This window comes from Ornithinimicrobium panacihumi (assembly GCF_052073805.1).
In the GTDB taxonomy this organism is placed as follows: Bacteria; Actinomycetota; Actinomycetes; order Actinomycetales; family Dermatophilaceae; genus Ornithinicoccus; species Ornithinicoccus panacihumi.
This window is the reverse complement of the sequence record NZ_JBQGWG010000006.1, coordinates 75,431-101,300: the sequence shown is the minus strand read 5'-3', so window position 1 is coordinate 101,300 and position 25,870 is coordinate 75,431. Positions and strand designations below refer to the sequence as shown.

The 25,870-nt window shown below is 71.1% G+C and carries 21 protein-coding genes; 10 read left to right on the top strand and 11 right to left on the bottom strand.

Annotated elements, in window-relative coordinates; genetic code table 11:
* The first annotated feature begins 92 nt into the window (after positions 1-92).
* Positions 93-1,604 (top strand): leucyl aminopeptidase, encoded by a 1,512-nt coding sequence (locus tag ACTMMA_RS07975; protein ID WP_441189587.1) that lies wholly within the window; start codon positions 93-95, stop codon positions 1,602-1,604.
* 103 nt (positions 1,605-1,707) lie between these two features.
* On the opposite strand, the gene ACTMMA_RS07970 is transcribed toward ACTMMA_RS07975, so the two are convergent.
* Positions 1,708-1,884: a DUF5302 domain-containing protein gene (locus ACTMMA_RS07970; protein ID WP_441189586.1), complete on the bottom strand. Its 177-nt coding sequence runs from the start codon at positions 1,882-1,884 to the stop codon at positions 1,708-1,710.
* Positions 1,885-2,014: 130 nt separating this feature from the next.
* Between ACTMMA_RS07970 and lpdA the strand changes: the two genes are divergently transcribed.
* The 3 genes from lpdA (at position 2,015) to ACTMMA_RS07955 (ending at position 6,469) form a co-directional block, all read left to right on the top strand.
* Positions 2,015-3,394: a dihydrolipoyl dehydrogenase gene (lpdA, locus tag ACTMMA_RS07965; RefSeq protein ID WP_441189585.1), complete on the top strand. Its 1,380-nt coding sequence runs from the start codon at positions 2,015-2,017 to the stop codon at positions 3,392-3,394.
* Positions 3,395-3,455: 61 nt separating this feature from the next.
* Entirely contained in the window at positions 3,456-5,528 is a 2,073-nt protein-coding gene (gene sucB, locus ACTMMA_RS07960; protein WP_441189584.1) for a 2-oxoglutarate dehydrogenase, E2 component, dihydrolipoamide succinyltransferase, read from the top strand.
* Positions 5,529-5,533: 5 nt separating this feature from the next.
* Positions 5,534-6,469: a TIGR01777 family oxidoreductase gene (locus ACTMMA_RS07955; protein ID WP_441189583.1), complete on the top strand. Its 936-nt coding sequence runs from the start codon at positions 5,534-5,536 to the stop codon at positions 6,467-6,469.
* A gap of 57 nt (positions 6,470-6,526) precedes the next feature.
* Here ACTMMA_RS07955 and ACTMMA_RS07950 read toward each other — a convergent pair whose 3' ends face one another.
* On the bottom strand, positions 6,527-8,293 hold the full coding sequence (locus ACTMMA_RS07950; RefSeq protein WP_441189582.1) for a serine/threonine-protein kinase: 1,767 nt from the start codon (positions 8,291-8,293) through the stop codon (positions 6,527-6,529).
* An 86-nt stretch (positions 8,294-8,379) separates the two neighbouring features.
* Here ACTMMA_RS07950 and lipB point away from each other — a divergent pair, with 86 nt between their 5' ends.
* The 5 genes from lipB (at position 8,380) to ACTMMA_RS07925 (ending at position 13,068) form a co-directional block, all read left to right on the top strand.
* Entirely contained in the window at positions 8,380-9,048 is a 669-nt protein-coding gene (lipB, locus tag ACTMMA_RS07945) for a lipoyl(octanoyl) transferase LipB (RefSeq protein ID WP_441189581.1), read from the top strand.
* Positions 9,045-10,097: an ABC transporter ATP-binding protein gene (locus ACTMMA_RS07940; protein ID WP_441189580.1), complete on the top strand. Its 1,053-nt coding sequence runs from the start codon at positions 9,045-9,047 to the stop codon at positions 10,095-10,097. Before lipB ends, ACTMMA_RS07940 begins: the two co-directional genes overlap by 4 nt.
* Positions 10,097-11,074, top strand: coding sequence for an ABC transporter permease subunit (locus tag ACTMMA_RS07935; RefSeq protein ID WP_441189579.1), 978 nt, complete (start codon positions 10,097-10,099; stop codon positions 11,072-11,074). Before ACTMMA_RS07940 ends, ACTMMA_RS07935 begins: the two co-directional genes overlap by 1 nt.
* Before the next feature lie 135 nt (positions 11,075-11,209).
* Entirely contained in the window at positions 11,210-12,283 is a 1,074-nt protein-coding gene (gene lipA / locus ACTMMA_RS07930; RefSeq protein ID WP_441189578.1) for a lipoyl synthase, read from the top strand.
* A 5-nt stretch (positions 12,284-12,288) separates the two neighbouring features.
* Positions 12,289-13,068: a DUF4191 domain-containing protein gene (locus ACTMMA_RS07925; protein ID WP_441189577.1), complete on the top strand. Its 780-nt coding sequence runs from the start codon at positions 12,289-12,291 to the stop codon at positions 13,066-13,068.
* A 3-nt stretch (positions 13,069-13,071) separates the two neighbouring features.
* Here the strand turns inward: ACTMMA_RS07925 and ACTMMA_RS07920 are convergent, their stop codons facing one another.
* On the bottom strand, positions 13,072-14,895 hold the full coding sequence (locus tag ACTMMA_RS07920; protein ID WP_441189576.1) for an LTA synthase family protein: 1,824 nt from the start codon (positions 14,893-14,895) through the stop codon (positions 13,072-13,074).
* 1 nt (position 14,896) lies between these two features.
* Complete coding sequence (locus ACTMMA_RS07915) at positions 14,897-15,322, bottom strand: RDD family protein (protein WP_441189575.1); 426 nt, start codon at positions 15,320-15,322, stop codon at positions 14,897-14,899.
* Positions 15,323-15,441: 119 nt separating this feature from the next.
* Here ACTMMA_RS07915 and glnA point away from each other — a divergent pair, with 119 nt between their 5' ends.
* Positions 15,442-16,866 carry a type I glutamate--ammonia ligase gene (glnA, locus tag ACTMMA_RS07910; protein WP_441189574.1) on the top strand — a complete coding sequence of 475 codons (1,425 nt, stop codon included), beginning with the start codon at positions 15,442-15,444 and terminating at the stop codon, positions 16,864-16,866.
* Positions 16,867-16,969: 103 nt separating this feature from the next.
* On the opposite strand, the gene ACTMMA_RS07905 is transcribed toward glnA, so the two are convergent.
* The 7 genes from ACTMMA_RS07905 to ACTMMA_RS07875 form a co-directional block, all read right to left on the bottom strand.
* Positions 16,970-17,392 (bottom strand): arsenate-mycothiol transferase ArsC, encoded by a 423-nt coding sequence (locus tag ACTMMA_RS07905; RefSeq protein ID WP_441189573.1) that lies wholly within the window; start codon positions 17,390-17,392, stop codon positions 16,970-16,972.
* Positions 17,389-17,829: an HIT family protein gene (locus ACTMMA_RS07900; RefSeq protein ID WP_441189572.1), complete on the bottom strand. Its 441-nt coding sequence runs from the start codon at positions 17,827-17,829 to the stop codon at positions 17,389-17,391. Before ACTMMA_RS07900 ends, ACTMMA_RS07905 begins: the two co-directional genes overlap by 4 nt.
* 13 nt (positions 17,830-17,842) lie before the next feature.
* Positions 17,843-19,972, bottom strand: a complete 2,130-nt coding sequence (locus ACTMMA_RS07895; RefSeq protein WP_441189571.1) for a S9 family peptidase — start codon at positions 19,970-19,972, stop codon at positions 17,843-17,845.
* Between the two features lie 84 nt (positions 19,973-20,056).
* Positions 20,057-23,620 (bottom strand): DNA polymerase III subunit alpha, encoded by a 3,564-nt coding sequence (dnaE, locus tag ACTMMA_RS07890; RefSeq protein ID WP_441189570.1) that lies wholly within the window; start codon positions 23,618-23,620, stop codon positions 20,057-20,059.
* Between the two features lie 126 nt (positions 23,621-23,746).
* Positions 23,747-24,655 (bottom strand): RluA family pseudouridine synthase, encoded by a 909-nt coding sequence (locus ACTMMA_RS07885; protein ID WP_441189667.1) that lies wholly within the window; start codon positions 24,653-24,655, stop codon positions 23,747-23,749.
* Between the two features lie 17 nt (positions 24,656-24,672).
* Positions 24,673-25,230, bottom strand: coding sequence for a signal peptidase II (gene lspA / locus ACTMMA_RS07880; protein ID WP_441189569.1), 558 nt, complete (start codon positions 25,228-25,230; stop codon positions 24,673-24,675).
* Positions 25,203-25,628, bottom strand: a complete 426-nt coding sequence (locus tag ACTMMA_RS07875) for a TraR/DksA family transcriptional regulator (RefSeq protein WP_441189568.1) — start codon at positions 25,626-25,628, stop codon at positions 25,203-25,205. Before ACTMMA_RS07875 ends, lspA begins: the two co-directional genes overlap by 28 nt.
* Between the last annotated feature and the right edge of the window lie 242 nt (positions 25,629-25,870).

Genomic DNA, 25,870 nt, shown 5'->3' with positions numbered 1-25,870 from the left:
GCGTAGTCTCGTTGTGGCCCTCCCCGGATCTCCGGGCGCCTGCGGCCACCGACGACCGCTCAACGACGACCTGACGAAGGACACGTTCACCCATGGCTGATGCCCGCCGCACGACCCTGAGCCCCACCGACCAGGCTCCCGCCGCCCTCGAGGCCGACGCCCTGGTGGTGGCCGCCACGAAGACCGACGGCACGGTCGCCCTCGTCGAGGGGCACGGGCTCTCCGACGAGGCCGCCGACCACGTCCAGCAGTCCCTGGCCGCCTTCGGCGCCGAGGGCGGCGCCGAAGAGGTCACCCGCCTGACCGGGATCGACGGCGTCTCCGCCCCCCTGGTGCTCGTGGTCGGCCTGCCCGCCAAGGGCCCGGCCACCCGCGCCGAGAAGCTGCGCCGCGCGGCCGGTGCCGCCGCCCGCGCCCTGGCCGGCAAGGACAAGGCCGTCTTCGCCCTCGGCCAGTCCTCCGAGGATGAGGTCGCCGCCGTCGCCGAGGGCGCCGCGCTGGGGGCCTACACCTTCTCCGTGCACCACGGCGTCGGCAAGGCCGACAGCGCCAAGGCCGAGCTGGGCGAGGCCGTCGTGGCCGGTCTGGGTGCGGAGGCCGCCACGGCGGCGACCGCGGTCGTGGACGCGGTCCGCTACGCCCGCGACCTGGTCAACACCCCGCCCAACGTCCTCTACCCCGAGACCTTCGCCGACTCCGTCGTCGAACGCGCCGGCGACGCGGTCCAGGTCGAGGTCTGGGACCCGGCCCGTCTGGAGCAGGAAGGCTGCGGCGGCATCCTGGGCGTGGGCCAGGGCTCCGCCCGCGGGCCGCGCATGGTCATCATGAGCTACGCCCCCGAGGGTGCCGACAAGCACCTGGCCCTGGTGGGCAAGGGCATCACCTTCGACTCCGGCGGCCTGTGCATCAAGCCGGGCGCCTCGATGGTGACGATGAAGATGGACATGGGTGGGGCCGCCTCCGTCGCGGCCGCGACCCTGGCCATCGCCGAGCTCGGCCTGCCGGTGAAGGTCACCGCCTACCTGTGCATGGCCGAGAACATGACCGGCGACCTGGCCCAGCGCCCCGGTGACGTCGTCACCATGCGTGGTGGCCGCACCGTGGAGATCATCAACACCGACGCCGAGGGCCGCCTCGTCATGGCTGACGGCCTGGCGCTGGCCAGCGAGCAGTCCCCCGACGCCATCGTCGACGTCGCCACCCTCACCGGCGCGTGCATCATCGCCCTGGGCGACCGCACCGTCGGCGTCATGGGCAACGACGACGAGCTGCGCGACACCATCACCCGCCTCGCCAACGAGGTCGGGGACACCGCCTGGGCGCTGCCGATGCCCGAGGAGATCCGCCCGACCCTCGACACCCCCGTGGCCGACCTCAAGCACACCGGCGAGCGCTCGGCCGGCGCGATGGTGGCCGCGACCTTCCTGCAGGAGTTCGTCGGCAAGGCCGGCGAGGGCGAGGACGCCGACCAGATCCCGTGGACCCACCTGGACATCGCCGGCCCGGCCTTCAACGAGAAGACCCCGTGGGGCTACCAGCCCAAGGGTGCCTCGGGCCAGCCGGTGCGCACCCTGGTGGCGCTGGCGCGCTCGATGGCCGGCTGACCCGCGCGATGACGGGCTGATCACGCGCACCGCCCGAGCACGCACGAGGGGCCCCTTCCCGGGTGGGAAGGGGCCCCTCGCGTCCGTCGTGGACGAGTCGGCCTCAGCCGCTCTTGCGTCGGAACATCTGCTGGGCCCCAGAGGTCTTGGCGCCGCGCTTGCCGGCGACCTTGCCGTGCTCGGAGTGGTCCGAGACGTCGGTCCCTCCGTGGCCCTGCTTCTTGGCCAGCGCCTCACGGAACTTGGCCTTGACGTCGTCCGTGGCCGGAGTGTCGTTCACGGGCGCCTCCTCTCTGTCGGGGACATCGGACAGCCCCACTGTGACACGAGGCTGGGTGCCGTGCCACAGGTTTAGGGCCGGACCCGCCCCGGCAGGCGCGCCGCCCCCACGTGGTGGCAGGATTGCGGCCATGCCGACTGACAACTTCGACATCGTCATCCTGGGTGCCGGCAGCGGCGGTTACGCCTGCGCGCTGCGCGCGGCGCAGCTGGGCCTGACCGTGGCCCTCGTGGAGAAGGACGAGCTGGGCGGGACCTGCCTCCACCGTGGCTGCATACCGACCAAGGCCCTGCTCCACGCGGCCGAGGTCGCCGACACGGCCCGCGACGGCGCGGCGTTCGGCGTCAACTCCAGCGTCGAGTCGATCGACCTGTCTCGGGTGCACACCTACAAGGACGGCGTCGTGGGCCGGCTCTACAAGGGCCTGCAGGGTCTGGTCAAGGCCGCCGACAAGGTCACCTTCGTCGAGGGCGAGGGGCGGCTGTCCTCCCCCACCACCGTCACCGTCGGCGACCGGGAGCTGGTCGGCGAGCACGTGGTGCTGGCGACCGGCTCCTACGCCCGCACCCTGCCCGGCGTCGAGATCGGCGGCCGCGTGATGACCAGCGACCAGGCCCTCGGTCTGGAGGACGTCCCCGAGCGGGCCGTCATACTCGGCGGCGGCGTGATCGGCATCGAGTTCGCCTCCGTGCTGCGCTCCTTCGGCTCGGAGGTCACGGTCGTCGAGGCGCTGGACCGCCTCGTCGCCGGCGAGGATCCGGCGGTCAGCAAGACCCTCGAGCGCGCCTTCCGCAAGCGCAAGATCACCGCCAGGACCGGCTCGAAGGTCGCCTCCGTGAGCCAGGACGACAGCAGCGTGACGGTCACGCTCGAGTCCGGTGAGACCCTCGAGGCAGACCTCCTGCTCGTGGCGGTCGGACGTGGACCCAGCAGCGAAGGCCTCGGGTATGAGGAAGCTGGTGTCCCCCTCGACCGCGGCTTCGTGCAGGTGGACGAGCGCCTGCGCACCGGCGTCGGCAACGTGCGCGCCGTCGGCGACCTGGTCAAGGGTCCGCAGCTCGCGCACCGCGGCTTCGCGCACGGCATCTTCGTGGCCGAGGACATCGCCGGGCTCGACCCGACCCCGGTCGACGACACCCTCATCCCGCGGGTGACCTACTCCGACCCGGAGATCGCCTCCGTCGGCCTGTCGGAGGAGCAGGCCCGGGAGAAGTTCGGCGACGAGGTCTCCACCTACGAGTACAACCTCGGCGGCAACGGCAAGTCGCAGATCCTGGCCACCGCCGGGTTCGTCAAGCTGGTGCGCTCCGGCCCCGAGGGTCCCGTGGTCGGGGTCCACATGGTCGGCGCCCGGATGGGCGAGCAGATCGGTGAGGCCCAGCTCATCGTCGGCTGGGAGGCCCTGCCGGAGGACGTCGCCACCCTGATCCACGCGCACCCCACCCAGAACGAGGCGCTCGGGGAGGCGCACCTGGCCCTGGCCGGCAAGCCCCTCCACGCGCACTCCTGACCCACCAGACCATCCGCCCCACGTAGACTTGCAAGCCCCGGACGAGGAGAGAGTTCACAACATGTCGGAACGCGTAACGATGCCGGCCCTCGGTGAGTCCGTCACCGAAGGGACCGTGACCCGCTGGCTCAAGAACGTGGGTGACACGGTCGAGGTCGACGAGCCCCTGGTGGAGGTGTCCACCGACAAGGTCGACACCGAGATCCCCTCCCCCGTGGCCGGTGTGCTGCAGGAGATCCTCGCCGAGGAGGACGACACCGTCGAGGTCGGCGGTGAACTCTGCGTCATCGGCGACGGCGAGGGTGGCGGCTCCAGCGACGGCGGGTCCGACTCCGCCGAGGAGTCCAGCTCCGACGACAGCGACAGCGCCGGGTCCGGGGAGGACGAGGCCGACTCCGGCTCCGAGGAGTCCGCGGACGACTCGGCCGACGAGTCCGACGACGAGCAGGAGGAGACCTCCTCCGGGTCCTCGTCCGGGTCCGGCGGGTCGGGCGGTTCCGCCGGCGGTGGTGGCGGCGAGACCGTCACGATGCCGGCGCTCGGAGAGTCCGTGACCGAGGGCACCGTGACCCGGTGGCTGAAGGCCGAGGGCGATGAGGTCGCCGTCGACGAGCCGCTGGTCGAGGTGTCCACCGACAAGGTCGACACCGAGATCCCCTCCCCCGTCGCGGGCGTGCTCACCAAGATCATCGCCGGCGAGGACGAGACCGTCGAGGTCGGCGGCGACCTGTGCGTGATCGGTGGCGACGCCTCCGGTGGCGGTGACGGCGGCTCCGACGAGAGCGCCTCGGCTGACTCCGAGGAGAGCTCCTCCGAGGAGAGCTCCTCCGAGGGCGGCTCCGACGCCGACGCCAAGGGTGAGGACACGGCCGAGGACAGCTCCGACAAGCCGGCCAAGGCCGAGAACGCCGAGTCCGGCGACGACGACGACGCGGCCTCCGCCGACGAGGAGAGTCTGGCCGGCGAAGAGGCCGTGCAGGAGAAGGCGGCCGCCGAGTCCGAGGCCAAGGCCGACTCCGGCAAGCCGACCGGTGACGCGAAGGACGAGCCCGAGCCCGCCGTGGGCCTGGGCACCGGCTCCGCGTCCCGTGCCTCGACCTCGCACAAGGACGCCGACGGCGACGGCGTGCCCGACGCCCAGCAGCAGCGCGAGGCCGCCGGCCAGTCTGGTGGCGGTCAGGACGTCAGCGCCTACGTCACCCCGCTGGTGCGCAAGCTCGCGGCCCAGCACGGTGTCGACCTGAACAGCCTCAAGGGCACCGGTGTGGGTGGCCGTATCCGCAAGCAGGACGTCCTGGACGCGGCCAAGGCCAGCCAGGAGGCTGCCGAGGCTCCCGCCGAGCAGGCCGCCCCGGCCACCGGTGGCGACCAGGCCAAGGCCTCCCAGGCCCCGGCCTCCGCCAGCTCTGCCCCGGCCGAGTCCGAGGCCAAGCGCGGCACCACGGAGAAGATGAGCCGCCTGCGCAAGGTCATCGCCACCCGCATGGTGGAGTCCCTGCAGACCAGCGCCCAGCTGACGACCGTCATCGAGGTGGACGTCACCAAGGTCGCCCGTCTGCGCAACCGGGTCAAGAACGACTTCCTGGCGCGTGAGGGCACCAAGCTGTCCTTCATGCCGTTCTTCGCGATGGCCGCGATCGAGGCCCTCAAGGCCCACCCGATCGTCAACGCCAGCGTCGAGGAGGACTCGATCGTCTACCACGCCGCCGAGCACCTGGGCGTCGCGGTCGACACCCCCCGCGGCCTGCTCGTGCCGGTGATCAAGGACGCCGGTGACCTCAACATCGCCGGGCTCGCCCGCAAGATCGCCGACCTGGCCGAGCGCACCCGCGACAACAAGGTCACCCCGGACGAGCTGTCGGGCGGCACCTTCACGCTGACCAACACCGGTTCGCGCGGGGCGCTGTTCGACACCCCGATCATCAACCAGCCCAACGTGGCCATCCTCGGCACCGGCGCGGTCGTCAAGCGCCCGGTCGTGGTGACCGACGAGGAGGGCGGCGCGACCATCGCCATCCGCGACATGGTCTACCTGGCCATCAGCTACGACCACCGCGTCGTGGACGGCGCCGACGCGGCCCGCTTCCTGGGCACGATGAAGGAGCGTCTGGAGGACGGCAACTTCGAGGTCTGAGTGAGTTGACGGAGCCGGTCCCCTCGTCCACGGGCCGCACGGTCGCCATCACCGGCGCCAGCGGCCTGATCGGCTCCGCACTCACCGCAGCGCTGCTCGGGCGCGGCGACCAGGTGATCCACCTGGTTCGCCGCGCCCCGCGCGTTTCCGGGGCAGCCCTCCGCGAGGTGCGATGGGACCCCGGGTCCGATCTGGAGCCCGCCGCACTGGCCGGGGTCGACGCCGTCGTCCACCTGGCCGGTGCCGGCATCGGCGACAAGCGGTGGGACTCCGAGCGCAAGCAGGAGCTGATCAGCTCACGGCTGGACGGCACCGGCACCATCTCCCGCGCCGTCGCCGCCCGGCCGGACCCGCCCCGGCTGCTGTCCGCCTCGGCCGTCGGCTTCTACGGCGACCGTGGGGAAGAGGTCCTCACCGAGGTCAGCAGCGGGGGCGAGGGCTTCCTGGCCCAGCTCAGCCGTGACTGGGAGGCCGCCACCTGGCCGGCCCGACGGACGGAAGCCTCCGTGGCCATGCTGCGCACCGGCATCGTCCTGTCCCGGGAGGGTGGTGCGTTGGGCAGGCTGCTCCCGCTGCTGCGGCTCGGGCTCGCCGGGAAGCTGGGCAACGGACGGCAGTACTGGTCCTGGATCACCCTCCACGACCACGTGCGCGCGGTCCTCTTCCTGTCGGACCACCCCGAGATCACGGGCCCGGTCAACCTCACCGGTCCGGCCCCGGCCACCCAGTCCGAGGTCGTCAAGGCCCTGGCGTCGCAGGCGCGGCGGCCCTCGTTCGTCCCGGCGCCGACCCTCGCCCTCCGCCTGGTGCTCGGCGAGATGGCCGGCGAGATCCTGGGCAGCCAGCGGGTCCTGCCCACCAGGCTCACCGGCGCCGGATTCACCTTCGACCACTCGGACCTGGAGTCCGCCGCCCGCTGGGTGCTGGCCCCGACGGCCTGAGCCTCAACGATGGGGCAGCCTCAACGATCGAGGCAGCCTCAACGACCGGGGGCAGCTTCAGCCATCGGGGGCGCCGGGCAGGTCCCAGGACCACAGCCGCCACGAACCCCCGTCCTTGGCCAGCACGATGACCACCTCGTCGGTGCGCATCGGGCTGTGCGAGCGTCGGCCGTCCTGGTCGTAGGCCACCAGGGGTGCCCTGCTCACCACCGCCTCCACGGTCATCCGGTCCTGCTCCGCACCGCTGTCGACCACCGAGGCCCCTTCCACCCGGAAGGTGACATCGGGATAGGTCACGCCGGAGGCGACGACGTCGCCCAGGTCCCGGGCCTCGGCCACCAGCGCGGGTGAGCCCTGGGCCATCGCTGCGGTCAGACGCTCGGCGTCCGCCTGCTCCCACGCCTCTCCGCGGACGTCGACCAGAGCCTGCAGGAGCTCGACGACGTCCGCCTCCTCGGGGGACGAGGTTGTCGCCGAGGCGTCGGGTCCGGCCGTGGGGTCGGAGGTCGTCGCCGAGGCGTCGGGTCCGGCCGTGGGGGCCGACGTCGTCGCCGACGGGTCAGCGCCTGAAGGCTCCGGGACTGGCGCGGCGGGCGGGGCGGCCGCGACCTCTTGCGGCGCCGAGGGCGCGGAGGGCGCCGCAGATGCACCCCATGGCGTGGGCACCAGCCCGGAGCCCAGGCCGGCCAGCACCAGGGACAGCACCGCCGCCAGGCCGACGAGCGCCCCGACGAGGACTCCTCTCCCCGATCCGCCGCCACGGGGGCCGCCACGGGGGCCGCCACGGGGGCCGGAGCGGGAGTCCGGGCGGGCCCGGTGTGCGCCGGGCGGCTTCTCGCCCGGAGGTCGACGGTGCTCGGCCCGTCGTGGGGACGGGGCGCGACCGAGCCGCGAGCGCAGCCGGCCCCACGCCCCCACCGGTGCGGCGGGCTCATCCTCGGCGTCCTCCCTGGCCTGCTGGCGCAGCCGCTCGGTGAGGCCGTGCACCGGGTCGGTGTCGGGGGCCACCTCCACCGGCTCGGGCCGCGCGGCCCCGGCCAGCGCCGCGACGATCTCGTCCGCGTCCGGCCGGTCCTCCGGCGCGGCCGCGAGTGCCTGCTCCACGACCTGCACCATCGCCTCCGGCAGCTCGGGCGACCGCTCGGCCAACGGGGGTCGGGCGAAGGCGGGGCCCGGCGGCTCTCCCACGAGGCACAGCCAGGCCAGCGCCCCGACGGCGTAGACGTCAGCCTCCCGCCCCGGGGCGAAGCCCTCCAGCACCTCGGGGGCCACCATCCCCGACGCCGCGTCGGTCCCGTGCAGCTCGCCCCGACGGTCGCCGACGATCCGGCCGGCACCCAGGTCGGCGAGCAGGGGCATCCCGTCGTCCAGGAAGACGACATTGCCCACGGACAGGTCGCCGTGGACCACACCCTCGCCGTGCAGCTCGGCCAGCACCGAGCAGATCGGCGACAGGACCGTCACCACCTCCCCCGGCGAGAGCATCCGGCGCCTGGCCAGCAGCTGCCCCAGCGAGCCGCCGGAGGCCAGCTGCATCGCCAGGGCCACGCCCACGGTGCGACCGGTCGCCAGGTCCGGCACCGGCACCACGTCGTAGAGGTGCACCAGGTGGGTGTGCCGCAACCGCGCCAGCAGCCCGGCCTCGCGCAGCCCGGCCTCGACCTTCCCGGCGGCCGGGCGCACCACCTTCAACGCCACGCCGAGCCCGTCCACCTCCCGACGGGCGCGCCAGACCCGCGAGGTGGCACCCTCCCCCAGCGGCGCGAGCACCTCATACCCCGGAACCCTGGGCCGCGCCCCGGCGGCCAGCGGTCGATCCTGCATGATCACCTCTCCTCCCAGGTCCAACCGTGCCAGGACTCGCGGTCGGGTGGCTGCGATTGTCCACAGGGCGCGCGTACAGTGACCGCATGCGCTTCGAGCACCTGGGCTTCGACCCCGATCTCGTCAACTACCAGCAGGCGTGGGACCACCAGAAGCAGGTCCACGCCCGGGTGGTCGCCGGCGAGCTGCCCGACACCGTCCTGCTGCTCGAGCACGCCGCGGTCTACACCGCCGGCAAGCGCACCGAGCCGCACGAGCGGCCGCTGGACGGCACGCCCGTGATCGACGTGGACCGGGGCGGCAAGATCACCTGGCACGGCCCGGGGCAGCTGGTCGGCTACCCGATCGTGCACCTGCCCTCCCCCGTCGACGTCGTCTCCCACGTGCGCCGGCTCGAGGAGGTCATGATCCGCGTCTGCGCCGATCTGGGGCTGGACACGATGCGCGTGGAGGGCCGCTCCGGGGTCTGGGTGGCCGCCGACGAGCGTCGGCCCGAGCGCAAGATCGGCGCGATCGGCATCCGCGTCAGCCAGGACGTGACGATGCACGGCTTCTCGCTCAACTGCGACTGCGACCTGCGCTGGGCCGACGTGGTCATCCCCTGCGGCATCCCCGACGCGGGCGTCACCTCGCTCACGCTCGAGCTGGGCCGCCCGGTGACCGTCGCCGAGGTGCTCCCGCTGGCCATCTCCCACCTGGAGCAGGTGCTGGACGCCACGTCCGACGCCCGGCTCGAGGAAGCGCGCGCCGGATGAGCGTCGCGGTGGCGGCCGACGGGGGGTTGGCGATCGCCACGAGGGGGCTGCGCAAGACGTTCAGGGGTGTCCGGGGGCGGCGGGTGGCGGTGCACGGTCTCGACCTCGACGTGCCGGCCGGTGGCGTGCACGGCTTCCTCGGGCCCAACGGCTCGGGCAAGACCACCACGATCCGGATGCTGCTGGGGCTGACCCGCGCCGACTCCGGCACCATGCACATCTTCGGCACCCCCGTGCCGCAGCGGCTGCCCGACGTCGTCGGACGGGTCGGCGCCATCGTGGAGTCGCCCAAGTTCTTCCCCACCTTCAGCGCGCAGAAGAATCTCACCCTGCTGGCCGACGCCATCGGCACGCCCCGCACCCGGGTCGGCGAGGTCCTGGACGAGGTCGGCCTCGGCAACCGCAGCAAGGACCACTTCCGCGCCTACTCCCTGGGTATGAAGCAGCGTCTCGCCATCGCGGCCACGCTGCTGAAGTCCCCCGACCTGCTCATCTTCGACGAGCCCACCAACGGGCTGGACCCGGCGGGCATCTCCGAGATCAGGCGCACCATGCGCACGCTGGCCGACCAGGGGCGCACCGTCCTGGTGAGCAGCCACATCCTCTCCGAGGTCGAGCAGATCGCCGACACGGTCTCGATCATCGGCCGCGGACGGGTCCTGGCGCAGGGCTCGGTCGCCGGCCTCATCGGGGCCGGCGGCGAGACGGTCGAGGTCGGCGTGGCCCACCCCGGCGCCGCCGTCCGGATCCTGCGGGAGGCCGGCCTCGACGCCCGGTGGCAGCCGCACCGCAGCGGCCACGACGCGGCCGAGGCGCTTGAGGACCTCGACCGCGGCGCCTCCGGCAGGCTCGTCGTCACCGGCGCCCAGCCGGCGGAGATCACCCGGCTGCTGGGTCAGCAGGGGCTGTGGGTCGACCGGCTCATCCCGAGCCGACGCGGTCTGGAGCAGATCTTCCTCGAGCTCACCCAGGGCGAGGGGCTGCCGATGGCGACCTCCGACCGGCCTACCGCCGATCACCCCACCGTCGAGGGGGGTGGGCGCCCGTGATGCGGCTGATCAAGGTCGAGCTGGCCCGGCTCACCGCGCGCAGGCTCCTGATCCTGGGGATCCTGGCCGCCCTCGCCATCGGTGCGGTCACCGTCGCGGGAGTCTTCACCCAGGCCCGGCAGATCGACCAGGCCCGGGCCGGGCTGGACGAGCAGTACCAGCAGATGGTCGACGGCTTCGACGAGCAGATCGAGCAGTGCAAGCTCGACGAGAGGTACGAGTCCGAGCGCAGCGGTCATGAGGTCGACTTCGGGTGCGAGCAGATGCAGCTGCCCACGATCGAGGAGTTCTACGGGCAGATGCCCTCCCTCTTCGACCAGTTCACCCAGCTCTTCGGGGTGCTGGCCTACCCGCTGATGTTCGTCGCCCTGGCGATCGGCTCCACCGCGGTCGCGGCCGAGTTCGCCCACCGCACGATGGGCAGCTGGCTCACCTTCGAGCCGCGCCGCACCCCGGTCTACCTGTCCAAGCTGATCGCACCCGCGCTGGCGGCCATCCCGGTCGGGCTCGTCGGCCTGCTCACGGTGTTCGTCGGGGTGCCGGCCGTCTTCCGGTGGTTCAACATCGACGAGGGCCTCTCCGCGGACCAGTGGAGCGACCTGCTCTGGATGCTCGCGCGGATCCTCGGCCTCGTCGTCGCGGCCGGAGCTTTCGGCGCCGCGGCGGCCTTCGTGCTCAAGCACAGCGGCCTGGTCATCGGCCTCATGGTGGGCTATCTCGTGCTGGTCGAGGGGATGCTCTCGATGGTCTTCGGCTTCCTGACCCGCTACTCCCTCGGCCGCAACCTCTCCGCGGTGATCCACGACGGCACCCGCTGGGAGACCTGGCCGCAGAGCTGCGGCGGCCCGGGCATGGTCGAGTGCGTCCCCGTCGTGCACACCCTGACGCTCACCCACGGCGTCCTCGTCCTCACCGTGCTCCTGCTGGCCGTGGCCGTCCTCGGCTGGGTCCGGTTCACCCGCTCCGACATCGACTGACGGCACGCCCTGCGGGCCTTCTCCGGTATGCGGTGGCGCACCCGGGTGCACGCGTGCACCCCACCCGAGGAGCCGCATACCCGCCGCCGGGCTTAGGCTGGTCCGAGCCGTCCATCGTCTTGCAAGGGAGCACCAGTGACCGTCGCACCAGAGGGCCGTCGTCTGCTGCGGGTCGAGGCCCGCAACGCGGAGACCCCGATCGAGCGCAAGCCGTCATGGATCCGGACCACCGCCAAGATGGGCCCGGAGTATCGCGAGCTGCACTCCATGGTGAAGTCCGGCGGGCTGCACACCGTCTGCCAGGAGGCCGGCTGCCCCAACATCTTCGAGTGCTGGGAGGACCGCGAGGCAACCTTCCTCATCGGCGGCGACATCTGCACCCGCCGGTGCGACTTCTGCGACATCGCCACCGGCCGCCCCGGCCCGCTGGACATGGAGGAGCCGCGCAAGGTCGCCGAGTCGATCCGCACCATGGACCTGCGCTACGCGACGATCACCGGCGTGGCCCGCGACGACCAGAAGGACGGGGCGGCCTGGCTCTACGCTGAGGTCATCCGCAAGGTCCACGAGCTCAACCCGAGCACCGGCGTGGAGATCCTGCCGCCCGACTTCGGGGCAGTCCCCGAGCTGGTCCAGCAGGTCTTCGACGCCCGCCCGGAGGTCTTCGCCCACAACCTGGAGACCGTCCCGCGGATCTTCAAGAAGATCCGCCCCGCCTTCACCTACGACAAGTCGCTGCGGGTGCTGTCGATGGCCCGGGACGACGAGCTGGTGACCAAGTCCAACCTCATCCTGGGCATGGGCGAGGAGGACCACGAGATCGAGCAGGCGCTGCGCGACCTGCACGACGCCGGCTGCGACATCATCACGATCACGCAGTACCTCCGCCCCTCCCCGCTGCACCACCCCATCGACCGGTGGGTCAAGCCGCAGGAGTTCGTGCACTGGAGCAAGGTCGCCGAGGGCATCGGCTTCAAGGGCATCATGGCCGGGCCGCTGGTGCGCTCCTCCTACCGCGCCGGCAAGCTCTACGCGACCGCCATGAAGAAGCTGGGCCGGCCCGTGCCGGAGAACCTCTCCCACCTGGCCGCCCAGGCCGAGGCGGGCATCCCGGCCCGCCAGGAGGCCGCCTCGCTCATCGAGACGCCCCCGACGAGCGAGGGGCAGCGTGGCCGAGGCCAGGAAACCGCCGCCGCCCACGTATCCTGATCCTTATGTCCAGCAGCACCGGCACCACGCCCAAGAAGGGCCTCTTCGGCCGCACCAAGAAGGTCAAGGACCCCAACAACCCGGGGCGGATCGCCCAGATGCGTCAGGTCTTCGCCATGACGCGCAAGGCCGACCCGGCCTCCGTGTGGTGGATGCTGCTGGCCGCGCTGGCCGTCCTGCTGGTCGCCGTCGTCATCGGTCTGCTCTGGAACCAGCTGGTCTACATGCTCATCCTGGGCATCCCGCTGGCGATCCTGGCCGCGGTCATCGTCCTGGGCCGGCGCGCGGAGAAGGCCGCCTTCGCCCAGATCGAGAACACTCCCGGCGCCTCCACCGCCGCACTGGGCCAGCTGCGCCGCGGCTGGTTCTACGACCAGGAGCCGGTGGCCGCGGAGGCCGGCGGCACCATGCGGGGCATGCGCGACCTGCACAACGCCGCGATGGTCTTCCGCGCCGTCGGCAAGCCCGGCGTCGTCCTGCTGGCCGAGGGCCCGCGGGGGGCGGCCCAGCGCCTGCTCACCTCCGAGCGCCGCAAGGTCGCCCGTGTGGTCGGCGAGGAGGTCCCCGTGCACACCTACATGGTCGGTGCCGGCGAGGGTGACCTGCCGCTGCGCCAGGTCTCCCGCACCCTGCGCAAGCTGCCCCGGAAGATCAGCAACGACGAGGCGCTGGCCGTGCAGCAGCGGCTCAAGGCCATCGCCCGCACCCGCGCCCAGCAGGTGCCCGCGGGCATGGACCCCACCCGGGCTCCTCGCATGAGCCGCAAGGCCCTGCGCGGCCGCTGATCCTCAGCGCGGTTCCTCCGTCTCGGGCTCCCGCACGAACCAGGTGCTCGTCAACGCCAGGTCGGCGACCTCGTAGGCCGTCCGCAGCTGCTCCACCCCGTCGACTCCCTCGCTCAAGACACCCTCGGAGCTGATCCCCGAGCCGGACCCCTCCCGCAGCAGGTTGCGGCCCATCACCGCATCGGCATAGTCCGCCTCCGGGACCCCCAGGAGATAGGCGAGGGTCGGCATGATGTCGACCTGCCCGCCCGGTGTGTCGATCCGCTGCCCCGCTCCCCCACGCGCCGTCCCGCCCTGCCCCGCTCCCCCGCCGGTTGCCGCATCGGAGGCTGCGTCGGTGACGCCCGGCGCGTGCACCACGAACGGCAGCCGCTCGTGGTTATCGGGCACCGTGACCTTGCCGATGGCGTACTTGTGGATGCCCTCGTGATCACCCAGCACCACGATGGCCGACCGCCCCAGCAGGCCACGCTCCTCCAGCCCGGCGTAGAAGTCGGCCAGCGCGCTGTCGACGTAGCGCATCGACTGCAGGTAGTGCGCGCTCATGTCATCGGCCGACAGGTCCAGCTCCTGGAGGTCCTCGGGCAGCTCGAACGGCGTGTGCGAGGTCAGGCCGATGAGGTGCATGAGCACCGGGCCCTCACCCTTGCCCTGCTCCAGCAGCGCCTGGTCGAACATCGCGCTGTCGGCGATCCCCATCCCCACCTGCGGGGCGCTGGCGAAGTCCTCCTCGGAGACGTAGTCCTGCCAGCCCAGCCGGGGATAGACCCGGTCGCGGTTCCAGAAGGTCGCGCCGTCACCGTGCATCGCCAGGGTCCGGTAGCCCTGCCCAGCGACCAGCCCGGGCAGGGTCGTGTAGCCGTCGTTGTCCGGGAAGCGCAGGAAGGCCGATCCCCGCTCGAGCGGGTAGAGGCCGGTGGTGACCATCAGCTCGGCGTCGGAGGTGTTGCCGTCGCGCGTCTGCTGCACCACGTCGGTGAAGTGCAGGCTGTCCGCCAGGAGCGAGTTGAGGAAGGGCGTGACCTCCTGCCCCTCGACCTCCAGCCCCAGGACGAACTCCTCCATCGACTCCACCTGGACCACGTAGACGTCCCGCCCGGCCAGCGCCCCGAAGAGCTCGGCGTGCTCCGGCGCCGGCGCGTGGAAGGTGGCGTTGCGCTCGAACCATCGCTCGACCTGCGCCCGCTCCTCCGGCTCCAGCTCCCGGTTGGTGTCGACCAGTTCGCCATAGGCCTCGTAGACGTGGAAGCCCAGCGGGGAGAGCCAGGAGAGCCGGTCGTTCGGGTCCGAGGTGAGCGTCAGGACCTGCCCCACGAACAGCGCCGCGCAGGTCGCGGCGACGGCCACCGCGCGCCGCAGCCGCAGCCTCACCGGAGACACCGCACGCAGCTTCCTCCTGCGCCGCAGGGCGAGCAGCGCCACGACGACCACGTCGAGGAAGAAGAGCGGGTCGGTGGGCCGCAGGAGCGCCAGGACCGAGGATCCCAGCCCCTCGTAGGACGCCCCGGAGGTCAGCATGGTGATGCTCGGCAGCCGCCCGAACGCCCGGGCATAGACCAGGTCGGCCAGCAGGGTGGTGGAGATCACCGTCGCCGAGAGGAGGAGGTATGCGGTGCGGCGGCGGCCGTGCAGCAGGAGCCCGGGAGCGAGGGCCAGGGTGGCCAGGGGCAGGGCTGCCGGTGCGGCCACCAGTGCCGCCCAGCCGGGTCCCCGCACGGCGAGGACGAGCAGGGCGGCCTTGACCGCGAGGCCGGCCACGAGCAGCACGAGCTCACGGTCGGGGCGGCCCAGATCGATACGGCGTCTGCCCTCCCCGCCCCGGCTCATGTCAGCCGGCCCGGACGACGACGGTGCGTGCCGCCTTGTCGTGCAGGCCCCTCATGTCCGAGTCCATGATGATCGCCGGGATGGCCAGGCAGAGCAGCAGCGCACGCACCGCGGACCGAGCCGGCTGCGGGGGCTGGTCCGGCGTGCCGACGGTGACGACCCTGACGCCCACGAGCCGGTGCCCGATCGTCGTGCCGAGCGTGGTGACGAGCAGGAGGTTCTCCACGAAGAGGATGATGAGCGGCGCGAAGGCGGTCAGACCGCTCGCCCGGCCCCACTCCATACCGAAGAAGGTCATCGCGATCAGCTGGCAGATCGCCCAGTCGATGAGGATCGCCAGGAAGCGCCGCCCGAGCGGCGCGACGGCCCCGGGGCCGGCGGCGGGCAGGCCGATGGCCTGGCCCTGGTGCGTCTCGGGGATGGTCACCGCCCCAGCGTAATCCGTGCACTGTCGCGAAACATGATCGAAACACCCGGGTGACGGAGCGTTAACGCGCCCGGCGTACTGTCTAAGGCGCAACCGGCCACAGGCCCCATGGAGGAGATATGTTCAGCAACGCGGAGGAGGTCCTCGCCTTCATCAAGAAGGAGGACGTCAAGTTCATCGACATCAGGTTCTGCGACCTGCCTGGTGTCATGCAGCACTTCAACGTGCCCGCCGCCAGCTTCGACGAAGACGCGTTCCACACCGGCCAGATGTTCGACGGATCCTCGATCCGCGGCTTCAAGTCGATCCACGAGTCCGACATGAAGCTCATCCCGGACCCGCAGACGGCCTATCTCGACCCCTTCCGGGTGGAGAAGACGCTGATCATGAACTTCTCGATCGTCGACCCGTTCACCGACGAGCCCTACGAGCGCGACCCGCGCCAGATCGCCCGTCGGGCCGAGGAGTACCTCCGTTCGACCGGCATCGCCGACACCGCCTACTTCGGGGCGGAGGCCGAGTTCTACGTCTTCGACGACATCCGGTTCGGCACCGGTCCCTCCGGTGGGTACTACCACATCGACTCGATCGAGGCGGCGTGGAACACCGGGCGCGCCGAGGAGGGCGGCAACCGCGGCTACAAGCCCCGCTTCAAGGGTGGCTACTTCCCCGTGCCGCCGGTCGACCACTTCGCCGACATCCGCGACCGGATGGTCCTGGACCTGGCGGCCGTCGGCCTGGACGTCGAGCGTGCACACCACGAGGTCGGCACCGCCGGCCAGCAGGAGATCAACTACCGCTTCAACACCCTGCTGCACTCCGGCGACGACATGATGAAGTTCAAGTACGTCATCAAGAACAGCGCCTGGGCCGCCGGCAAGACCGCGACCTTCATGCCCAAGCCGCTCTTCGGCGACAACGGCTCCGGCATGCACACCCACCAGAGTCTGTGGAAGGACGGCGAGCCGCTCTTCTACGACGAGAACGGCTACGGCGGCCTGTCCGACATCGCCCGCTGGTACATCGGTGGCCTGCTGGCCCACGGCCCCTCGCTGCTGGCCTTCACCAACCCCTCGATGAACTCCTACCACCGCCTGGTGCCCGGCTTCGAGGCCCCGATCAACCTGGTCTACTCGGCCCGCAACCGCTCGGCCTGCGTCCGTATCCCGATCACCGGGTCGAGCCCGAAGGCCAAGCGCATCGAGTACCGCGTGCCCGACCCCTCGGCCAACCCCTACCTGGCCTTCGCGGCCCAGCTGATGGCCGGTCTGGACGGCATCCGCAACCGCATCGAGCCGCCGGAGCCGGTGGACAAGGATCTCTACGAGCTGCCCCCGGAGGAGCTGGACGACATCGCCCAGCTGCCGACCTCGCTGCCGGCCGTGCTGGACGCGCTCGAGGAGGACCACGCCTACCTGACCGAGGGCGACGTCTTCACCGAGGACCTGCTCGGCGCGTGGGTCGACTACAAGCGCAAGAACGAGGTCGACCCGATCCGTCTGCGTCCGCACCCGCACGAGTTCGAGATGTACTTCGACATCTGATGCAGCGACGTCCGAGGCAGCGTCGTCTGACGAGGCACGTCGGCTGATGTCATGAGAGTGCGTGGCCACCGGGAGCAGTCCTGGTGGCCACGCACCCTCTCGCTCAGCCCAGGCCGAGCTCGGCGGCCAGCTGCTGCACCCGCGCGCGGATGTCGTCGCGGACCAGGCGCATCCGCTCCTGCCCGTGGACGCCGCGTGCGCTGGGCTCGTCGGTGACCCAGCGCTCGATCTCGGCGCGCTGCCCGTCGACCGGCTCGAGCTGGGCGTTCTCCCCCAGAACGACCACGCGGTCGGCGCGGCGGAGCAGCTCGGGGTCGACGCCCTTGGGCGTGCCGCCGGACATGTCGGCACCGATCTCGGCCAGCGCGGCCTCGGACTCGTGGTTGATGTCCGTGCCGGGACGCGTTCCGGCGGAGTGGATCTCGACCTCGTCACCGACGACCTGGCGCAGCAGCGCCTCGGCCATCTGCGACTTCCCGGCGTTGGACTGGCACACGAAGACGACGGTGGGGCGCGACTCGTTCATGCCTCGAGCGTAGCGAGCGCCTCCCGCAGCCGGGCAGCGTAGGTCTCGGCCTCGCCGTCGGCATACTTCACGCGCGGCCAGAAGAAGCCCCGAAGCCCGTCGCCCTTGGTGCGGGGCACCACGTGGACGTGCAGGTGGGCCACCGACTGGCTGACGGTGTTGTTCATCGCCACGAACGAGCCCTGGGCGCCGAGCGCCTCCTTGACCGCGGAGGCGACCGAGCGGGCGGCAGTGAAGAGCGGCTGCACCAGCTCGTCGGGCAGGTCGGTCAGGGTGACCACGTGCCGACGCGGGACGACCAGCACATGGCCTTTGAACACGGGCCGGGTGTCGAGGAAGGCGAGGACGTCGGGGAGGTCGAGCACCACATACCCCTGCTCCTCGCCGGAGGCGATCCGGCAGAAGGTGCAGGTGTCCGCAGAGCCCCCGCGCGCCATGTCGCGGCCCGCGTCAGCCGACCGGCTCGGTGGCGCCGAGCTGGTCGACCATGAAGGCGATCTCGAAGGCCGTCTCGCGCCAGGCGTCGTAGCGACCGGTCTTGCCGCCGTGGCCGGCGACCATCTCGGTCTTGAGCAGGATCGGACGCTCCACCGGGTCGCTGGTGACCGTCTCGCGCAGGCGCGCCACCCACTTGGCGGGCTCGACGTAGAACACGCGGGTGTCGTTCAGGCCCGTGGTCGCCAGGATCGCCGGGTAGTCGACCGCCCGGATGTTCTCGTAGGGGGTGTAGCCGCGCATGAGCTGGTAGATCTCGGCCGACTCGACCGGGTTGCCCCACTCCTCCCACTCCCCGACCGTCAGCGGCAGGGTCGGGTCGAGGATGGTGGTCAGCGCGTCGACGAAGGCCACGCCTGCGTGCACGACCCGGAAGCGCTCCGGCGCCAGGTTGAGGACCGCGCCCATGAGCAGGCCGCCGGCCGAGCGGCCCTCGGCGGCGAGCCGGTCGGGGGCGACCCAGCCGGAGGAGACGAGCTCCTCGGCGCAGGCCACGAAGTCGGTGAAGGTGTTGCGCTTGTGCTCCATCCGGCCCTGCTCGTACCAGCCGCGACCCATCTCGCCACCGCCGCGGACGTGGGCGATGGCGTAGACGACGCCACGGTCCAGGTAGGACAGGCGCGACACGGAGAAGTAGGGGTCGATGGAGATCTCGTAGGAGCCGTAGCCGTAGAGCAGGCCCGGGTTGGTGCCGTCCGGGGTCGCTCCCTTGCGGGCCACGAGCGAGATCGGGATGCGCGTGCCGTCCTCGGCGGTGGCCCAGAGCCGGTGCTGCTGGTAGTCGTCGGGGTCGAAGCCGCCCAGCACGGGAGCGCGCTTGAGCAGCGCGAGCTCGCCGCTGGCCAGGTCCAGCTCGTAGATGCTGCTGGGAGTGACGAGGGACTCGATGACCACGAGCAGGGTCTCGGTGTCGTAGGTCGGGTTGCTGCCGGTCTCGATCGAGTAGACCTCCTCCTGCACCGGGACCTGGTAGCCGCGCCCGACCGGGCGGCCGGCTGCCGACAGGGGCAGGATCTGGACCTGGGTCAGCCCGTCGCGGCGCAGCGCCACGGCCAGGTGGCCGGAGAAGGCGTCGACGCCGCCGACCCGCACGCCGTCCTCCCCGTCCAGGACGGTCACCCAGTCCTGCGCGCTGGTGGAGGTCAGCGGCGCGACGGCGAGTTCGAAGTCGCGGTGGTTGCGGTTGTGGACGATCCACAGGTTGTCGCCGGCGGGCTCGACGTCATACTCCACGCCCTCCTCGCGGGGCGCCACGACGCGGAACTCACCGGTCGGGTCCTCGGCGGACAGGAGGCGGAACTCGGAGGTGTTCTTGCTGCCCAGGCCGATGACGATGTGCCGGTCGTCGCGGGAGGTGCCCACGCCCATCCAGAAGCGCTCGTCGTCCTCCTGGAAGACCAGCACGTCCTCCTCGGCGGGCGAGCCGACCACGTGCCGCCAGACCTGGTAGGGCCGCCAGGCCTCGTCGACGCGGGTGTAGAAGACGGTCGAGGCGTCGGCCGACCAGGCCAGCCCGTAGCCGATCCCGGTGACGGCGTCGTCGATGATCTCGCCGGTGCTCAGGTCCTTGATCTTGAGGTCGAAGCGCTCGTCGCCGCTGTTGTCGACCGCGTAGGCCAGCCGCTCCCCCATCGCGCTGACGTCGTAGACGCCCAGGGAGAAGAACTCCTGACCCTGCGCCTCGGCGTTGCCGTCCAGCAGGATCTGCTCGCCCTCGGGGACCACGCCCGGGTCCAGGACGGGCCGGTCGGGAGCGTCGCCGACCGCGATCCGGGCGTGCACCGCATACTGCTCGCCCTCGATCGTGCGGGTGTAGTGCCACCAGTCGCGGTGGCGCACCGGCACCGACAGGTCGGTCTCCTGGGTGCGGCCCTTGATCTCCTCGAAGATGCGACCGCGCAGCCCGTCCAGGTGGGCGGTCATCGCCTCGGTGTAGGCGTTCTCGGCCTCCAGGTGGGCGATCACCTCGGGGTTGGTCTTCTCGCGGAGCCACTCGAAGGAGTCGGTCACGTCCTCCCCGTGGTGGGTGCGGACGATGTCGCGGTGGTCGGCGACGGGCGGTGCGGGACGGTCGGCGGAGGTCACCTTTCCAACGCTACCTGCCCGGCCCCGGTATGCGGCATCCGCCCAGGCGCGTTCTGCCCCGCTGCCAGGGCTCCCGCCACCCCCTCAGCTCGAGATGCAGTGCGGGCCCAGGAGCGCCTTGAGGTCGCCGTAGAGCTCTGGGGAGGCGGTCACCCGCAGGGTCTCGTCGAGGCGCATCCGGACCTTGCGACCGGGCTGGTCGAGCTCGACGTGGACCTCGGTGCTGCCGGGGTGGTTGGCCAGCACCGTCTTGAGCTTGTGGGCCAGGCCGTCGGTGGCCCGCGACAGCGGCATGGCCAGCACGACGGGGCCACGGGGGCCGGCCTTGATGTCGGGCAGCATGAGCTCGTTGGCCAGCAGCTCGGCGCCGTCGTCGCCCTTCTTGAGCCGTCCCTTGATGACCGCGACCGTGTCCTCGGCCAGCATCGTGGAGATGGTCATGTAGGTCTTGGGCCAGAAGACGACGTCGATGGAGCCGGCCATGTCCTGGACGCTGAGCCGGGCGTAGGGGTCGCCGTTCTTGGTCCGCTTGAGCTGGACGTTGGTCATCAGCCCGGCCACCGAGACGAAGTCTCCGTCCTTGACGCCGTCCTCGCCGATCAGCTCCAGGATCGAGGCGCTGGCGTGCTGGGCCAGGATGTGCTCGATGCCGTTGAGGGGGTGGTCGGAGACGTAGAGGCCGAGCATCTCTCGCTCGAAGGCCAGCCGCGCGGTCTTCTCCCACTCGATCTGCGGGACCGGTGGCAGCGTGACGATCTGCACGCCCGCGTCGTCCCCGCCGTCGTCGCCGAAGCCGAACCCGGCGAAGAGGCTGTCCTGCCCGATCGCCTCCTGCTTCTTCTCGTCGACCAGGGCGTCGACATAGCGCTCGTGCACGCTGACCAGGCCCTGGCGAGGGTGGTTCAGCCCGTCGAAGGCACCGCTCTTGATGAGGGACTCGATGGTGCGCTTGTTGCAGACCACGGCCGGGGACTTGCGCAGGAAGTCCTCGAAGGTGGTGAAGGCGCCCTTGTCCTCGCGCGCCCGCACGATGCCGTCCACGACGTTGCGGCCGACGTTGCGGATGGCCGCCAGGCCGAAGCGGATGTCGTCGCCGACGGCGGCGAAGGTGGCGATCGACTCGTTGACGTCCGGCGGGAGCACGGAGATCCCGAGGCGGCGGCACTCGGCCAGGTAGAGGGCGGTCTTGTCCTTGTCGTCGCCCACGCTGGTGAGCAGGGCCGCCATGTATTCAGCCGGGTAGTTGGCCTTCAGGTAGCCGGTCCAGTAGGAGATCAGCCCGTAGGCGGCGGTGTGCGCCTTGTTGAAGGCGTAGTCGGAGAAGGGCACCAGGACGCCCCATAGCGCCGCCACCGACTCCTCGGTGTAACCGTTGGCCTTCATCCCGTCGGAGAAGGGGACGTACTCGGCGTCGAGCACCTCCTTCTTCTTCTTGCCCATCGCCCGGCGGAGCAGGTCGGCGTTGCCCAGGGTGTAGCCCGCCAGCTTCTGGGCGATCTCCATCACCTGCTCCTGGTAGATCACCAAACCGTGCGTCACTCCGAGGATCGGCTCGAGGGCAGCCTCCATCTCAGGCTGCAGCTTGCCCTTCAGCTGCGGGTCCAGCGGGGTGATCTCCTGCTTGCCGTTCTTGCGCAGCGCGAAGTTGGTGTGCGCGTTGACCCCCATGGGGCCGGGGCGGTAGAGCGCGAGCGCCGCGGAGATGTCCTCGAAGTTGTCCGGCTGCATGAGGCGCAGGAGCTGCCGCATACCGTTGCCGTCCAGCTGGAAGACGCCCAGGGTGTCGCCGCGGGAGAGGAGCTGGTAGGTCTTCTCGTCGGACATGTCCTTGGACAGCGCGTCCAGGTCGATGTCCTCGCCGCGGTTGGCCTTGATGTTGGCGATCGCGTCGTCGAGGACGGTGAGGTTGCGCAGCCCCAGGAAGTCCATCTTGACCAGACCCAGCGACTCGCAGCTGGGGTAGTCGAACTGGGTGATGATCTGGCCGTCCTGCTCGCGGCGCATGATCGGGATGACGTCGATCAGCGGCTCGCTGGACATGATCACGCCGGCGGCGTGCACGCCCCACTGCCGCTTCAGGCCCTCCAGCCCCCGGGCGGTCTCGAAGACCTCGGCGGCGTGCGGGTCCTCGGCCAGGACCTCGCGGAACTCCTGGGCCTCGTGGTAGCGCTTGTCTTCGGGATCCTGGACACCGGCCAGCGAGATGCCCTTGCCCATGACGTCCGGCGGCATCGCCTTGGTCAGCTTCTCCCCCATCGCGAAGGGATAGCCCATCACCCGGGAGGCGTCCTTGAGCGCCTGCTTGGCCTTGATCGTGCCGTAGGTGACGATCATCGCCACCCGGTCGTCGCCATACTTCTCGGTGACGTAGCGGATCACCTCGCCGCGGCGCCGGTCGTCGAAGTCGACGTCGAAGTCGGGCATCGACTGGCGCTCGGGGTTGAGGAAGCGCTCGAAGATCAGACCGTGCGGGATCGGGTCCAGGTCGGTGATGCCCATCGCGTAGGCGCACATCGAGCCGGCACCGGAGCCACGGCCCGGGCCGACCCGGATCCCGTTGTTCTTGGCCCAGTTGATGAAGTCGGCGACCACGAGGAAGTAGCCCGGGTAGCCCTTGCCGACGATGACCTCAGTCTCGTACTCGGCCTGCTTGCGCGCGTAGTCCGGGACCCCCTCGGGGAAGCGGCGCTGCAGCCCGGCCTCCACCTCCTTGATGAACCAGGAGGTCTCGTCCTCCCCCTCGGGCACCGGGAAGCGCGGCATGTAGCGCCCTTCGCCCTCGGTGAAGGAGACCTCGCACCGCTCGGCCACGAGCAGGGTGTTGTCGCAGGCCTCGGGCAGCTCGCGCCAGACGTGGCGCATCTCCTCGGCGGTCTTGAGGTAGTAGCCGTCGCCGTCGAACTTGAAGCGGTTGGGGTCGCTGAGCTGGGAGCCGGTCGAGACGCACAGCAGGGCGCCGTGGGCGTCCGCGTCGGCCTGGCGGGTGTAGTGCAGGTCGTTGGTGGCCAGCAGGGGCAGCGAGAGCTCCTTGGCCAGCTTGAGCAGGTCCTGGCGCACGACCCGCTCGATGTCGATGCCGTGGTCCATCAGCTCGAGGTAGTAGTTGTCCTCGCCGAAGATGTCGCGCATGTCGGAGGCGTACTGGATCGCCTCGTCCCACTGCCCCATCCGCAGCCGGGTCTGGATCTCCCCGGACGGGCAGCCGGTGGTGGCGATCATCCCCTGCCCGTAGGTCTCCAGCAGCTCGCGGTCCATGCGCGGCTTGAAGTAGTAGCCCTCCAGCGAGGCCAGCGAGGCCAGCCGGAAGAGGTTGTGCATGCCGTTGTTGTTGCGGGCCAGCAGCGTCATGTGGGTGTAGGCGCCGCTGCCGCTGACGTCGTCGCGGCCGCCGTCGCCGTACTTGACCCGGATCTTCTCGCTGCGGTGGGTGCCGGGAGTGACGTAGGCCTCCAGCCCGATGATCGGCTTGACCCCGTGCTTGTTGCCGGCCTTCCAGAACTCGTAGGCGCCGAAGATGAACCCGTGGTCGGTGGTCGCCAGCGCCGGCATGCCCTGCTCGGCGGCGGCCGCCATGAGCTCGTCGATCCGGGCTGCACCGTCGAGCATGGAGTACTCGGTGTGGTTGTGCAGGTGGACGAAGTTCTCCATGGCCTACTTCCGGGGCAGGGGGTGGGCGGGCGACGGCATGATCCTAGTTCGACCCACCGACACGGTATGCGGCCTCCCTCACCCTGGGAGATCCTCCCAGGTCAGGTCAGGTCAGGTCAGGTCACGTCAGGCGCGGACGCGCTCGAGCGCCTCGACGAGGTCGGCGGGATAGGCCGACTCGAACTCGACCCGCTCCCCGCTGCCGGGGTGGTCGAAGCCCAGCCGGACGGCGTGCAGCCACTGCCGTTCGAGCCCCAGGCGCCTGGCCAGCACCGGGTCGGCGCCGTAGGTGAGGTCGCCGCACAGCGGGTGGCGCAGCGCCGAGAAGTGGACGCGGATCTGGTGCGTGCGGCCGGTCTCGAGCTCGATCTCGAGCAGGCTCGCGGCCCGGTGCGCCTCGAGGAGCTGGTAGTGGGTCACGCTCTCCCGGCCGTCACGGCGGACGGCGAAGCGGTAGTCGTGGCCGGTGTGCCGCCCGATCGGGGCGTCGATGGTGCCCTCGTGCGGGTCGGGCAGGCCCTGGACCAGGGCGTGGTAGGTCTTGTCGACGACGCGGTCGCGGAAGGCCTGCTTGAGCACGGTGTAGGCCCGCTCGGACTTGGCCACCACCATCAGGCCGCTGGTGCCGACGTCCAGGCGCTGCACGATCCCCTGCCGCTCCGGCGCCCCGGAGGTGGAGATGCGGTAGCCCACGCCGGCCAGTCCCCCGACCACCGTCGGACCCGACCACCCGACGCTCGGGTGGGCGGCGACGTAGGCCGGCTTGTCGACCACGACGATCTCGGTGTCGTCGTAGACGATGCGCATGCCCTCCACGGGCTCGGCCACGACCTCGAGACCGGGCGGGGGCCCGACCGGGGGCAGCTCGACGTCGACGAGGGTGCCGCCGATCAACCGGTCGCTCTTGCCCAGCGGCTTCCCGTCGGCCTGGACGTGCCCCGAGGCCGCGAGGTCGGCGACCTTGGACCGCGACAGCCCGAGCAACCGCGCCAGCGCCGCGTCGACCCGCTCCCCGTCCAGGTCCGGGGGCACCATGAAGGTCCGGCTGCCGCTCACGGACGCTCCTGCCCCTGCGCCGCTCCCCTGGTCCCGTCCGGGTTCACCCCGCGCAGCGCGAGCAGGACGATGAGGACCGCCCCGCTCGTCACCCCGATGTCCGCGACGTTGAAGATCGGGAAGTTGGGCAGGCGGATGAAGTCGACCACGTGACCGAGGCCGGGCGCGGGATCGCGGAAGTAGCGGTCCACCAGGTTGCCGACCGCTCCCCCCAGCAAGAGCCCGAAAGCGATCGCCCAGGGCAGGCTGCGCACCTTCACCGCCTGCCAGATGATGATCAGCGAGACCACGGTCGCCAGCGCCGTGAGGATCCCGGTGCTGCTGGTGCCCAGGGAGAACGCGGCGCCGGAGTTGTAGGTGAGGTGCCAGCGGAGCAGATCGCCGATGACCTGGACCGGTCTGCCGTCGGCCAGCGCCCGCTCGGCCCAGATCTTGGTGGCCTGGTCGGCCAGCAGCCAGGCCAGGGCCAGCCCCAGCGCCAGGCCGGTGCGGCGCCTGGCCTGCGGCGGCGCGGGGTGATCGGTGGTCAGCGGCGTTCCTGCTTCTGCTTGCATGTCAGGCATAGCGTCGCACGGGGGAAGGCCTGGAGCCGCATCTTGCCGATCGGCGTCCCGCAGGACTCGCAGTCCCCGTAGCTCCCCTGGTCGATCCGCTCCAGCGCGTGCTTGGTCTGCAGGAGCAGCGCCTTGGCGTTGGCGGTCATCGACAGCTCGTGCTCCCGCTCCCAGGTGGCTGCGCCGGCGTCGGCCTGGTCGTCCCCCGCCCCGTCGCCGAAGCTGCGCATGAGCTCCACCAGGTCCTGCTCGGCCTCGTCGACCTCTGCGGAGAGGCGCGTCTCGTCGGCCTCCAGCTCGGCGCGGACCTCGGCCAGCTCCTCGGCCGTCCAGGCCTCCTCCCCCTCGCGCACGCTCAGAGCGGCGTGCGCGCCGGAGTCCTTCTTGGTCTTTGCCACGGGGTGCCCTTCTGGTTGGTGCACGTCACCGCGGCCGGAACGATCGCGGTGGGTTCGGTGCGGGCAGGATAGAGCAGGTCAGGGGCGATGACAATGCAGGGCGCCTCGGTGCGGCCCGGCGTGTCGGCGTCCGGCGCACGGCAGACCCACGACAACCCACGACGCCCCCCACGCACCGCGACGCCCCGGCCGTTGTGTCCAGGGCGGCTCGGTTTTTCAACCTATGGGTTCTATCTACTTTC

Bases quoted from the DNA above. Each gene is read 5' to 3' on its own strand.
- ACTMMA_RS07975 (WP_441189587.1), top strand. From the start codon at position 93: ATGGCTGATGCCCGCCGCACGACCCTGAGCCCCACCGACCAGGCTCCC.
- lpdA (WP_441189585.1), top strand. From the start codon at position 2,015: ATGCCGACTGACAACTTCGACATCGTCATCCTGGGTGCCGGCAGCGGC.
- sucB (WP_441189584.1), top strand. From the start codon at position 3,456: ATGTCGGAACGCGTAACGATGCCGGCCCTCGGTGAGTCCGTCACCGAA.
- ACTMMA_RS07950 (WP_441189582.1), bottom strand. From the start codon at position 8,293: ATGCAGGATCGACCGCTGGCCGCCGGGGCGCGGCCCAGGGTTCCGGGG.
- lipB (WP_441189581.1), top strand. From the start codon at position 8,380: ATGCGCTTCGAGCACCTGGGCTTCGACCCCGATCTCGTCAACTACCAG.
- ACTMMA_RS07940 (WP_441189580.1), top strand. From the start codon at position 9,045: ATGAGCGTCGCGGTGGCGGCCGACGGGGGGTTGGCGATCGCCACGAGG.
- ACTMMA_RS07935 (WP_441189579.1), top strand. From the start codon at position 10,097: ATGCGGCTGATCAAGGTCGAGCTGGCCCGGCTCACCGCGCGCAGGCTC.
- ACTMMA_RS07925 (WP_441189577.1), top strand. From the start codon at position 12,289: ATGTCCAGCAGCACCGGCACCACGCCCAAGAAGGGCCTCTTCGGCCGC.
- ACTMMA_RS07920 (WP_441189576.1), bottom strand. From the start codon at position 14,895: ATGAGCCGGGGCGGGGAGGGCAGACGCCGTATCGATCTGGGCCGCCCC.
- glnA (WP_441189574.1), top strand. From the start codon at position 15,442: ATGTTCAGCAACGCGGAGGAGGTCCTCGCCTTCATCAAGAAGGAGGAC.
- ACTMMA_RS07905 (WP_441189573.1), bottom strand. From the start codon at position 17,392: ATGAACGAGTCGCGCCCCACCGTCGTCTTCGTGTGCCAGTCCAACGCC.
- ACTMMA_RS07900 (WP_441189572.1), bottom strand. From the start codon at position 17,829: ATGGCGCGCGGGGGCTCTGCGGACACCTGCACCTTCTGCCGGATCGCC.
- dnaE (WP_441189570.1), bottom strand. From the start codon at position 23,620: ATGGAGAACTTCGTCCACCTGCACAACCACACCGAGTACTCCATGCTC.
- ACTMMA_RS07885 (WP_441189667.1), bottom strand. From the start codon at position 24,655: ATGGTGCCCCCGGACCTGGACGGGGAGCGGGTCGACGCGGCGCTGGCG.
- lspA (WP_441189569.1), bottom strand. From the start codon at position 25,230: ATGCAAGCAGAAGCAGGAACGCCGCTGACCACCGATCACCCCGCGCCG.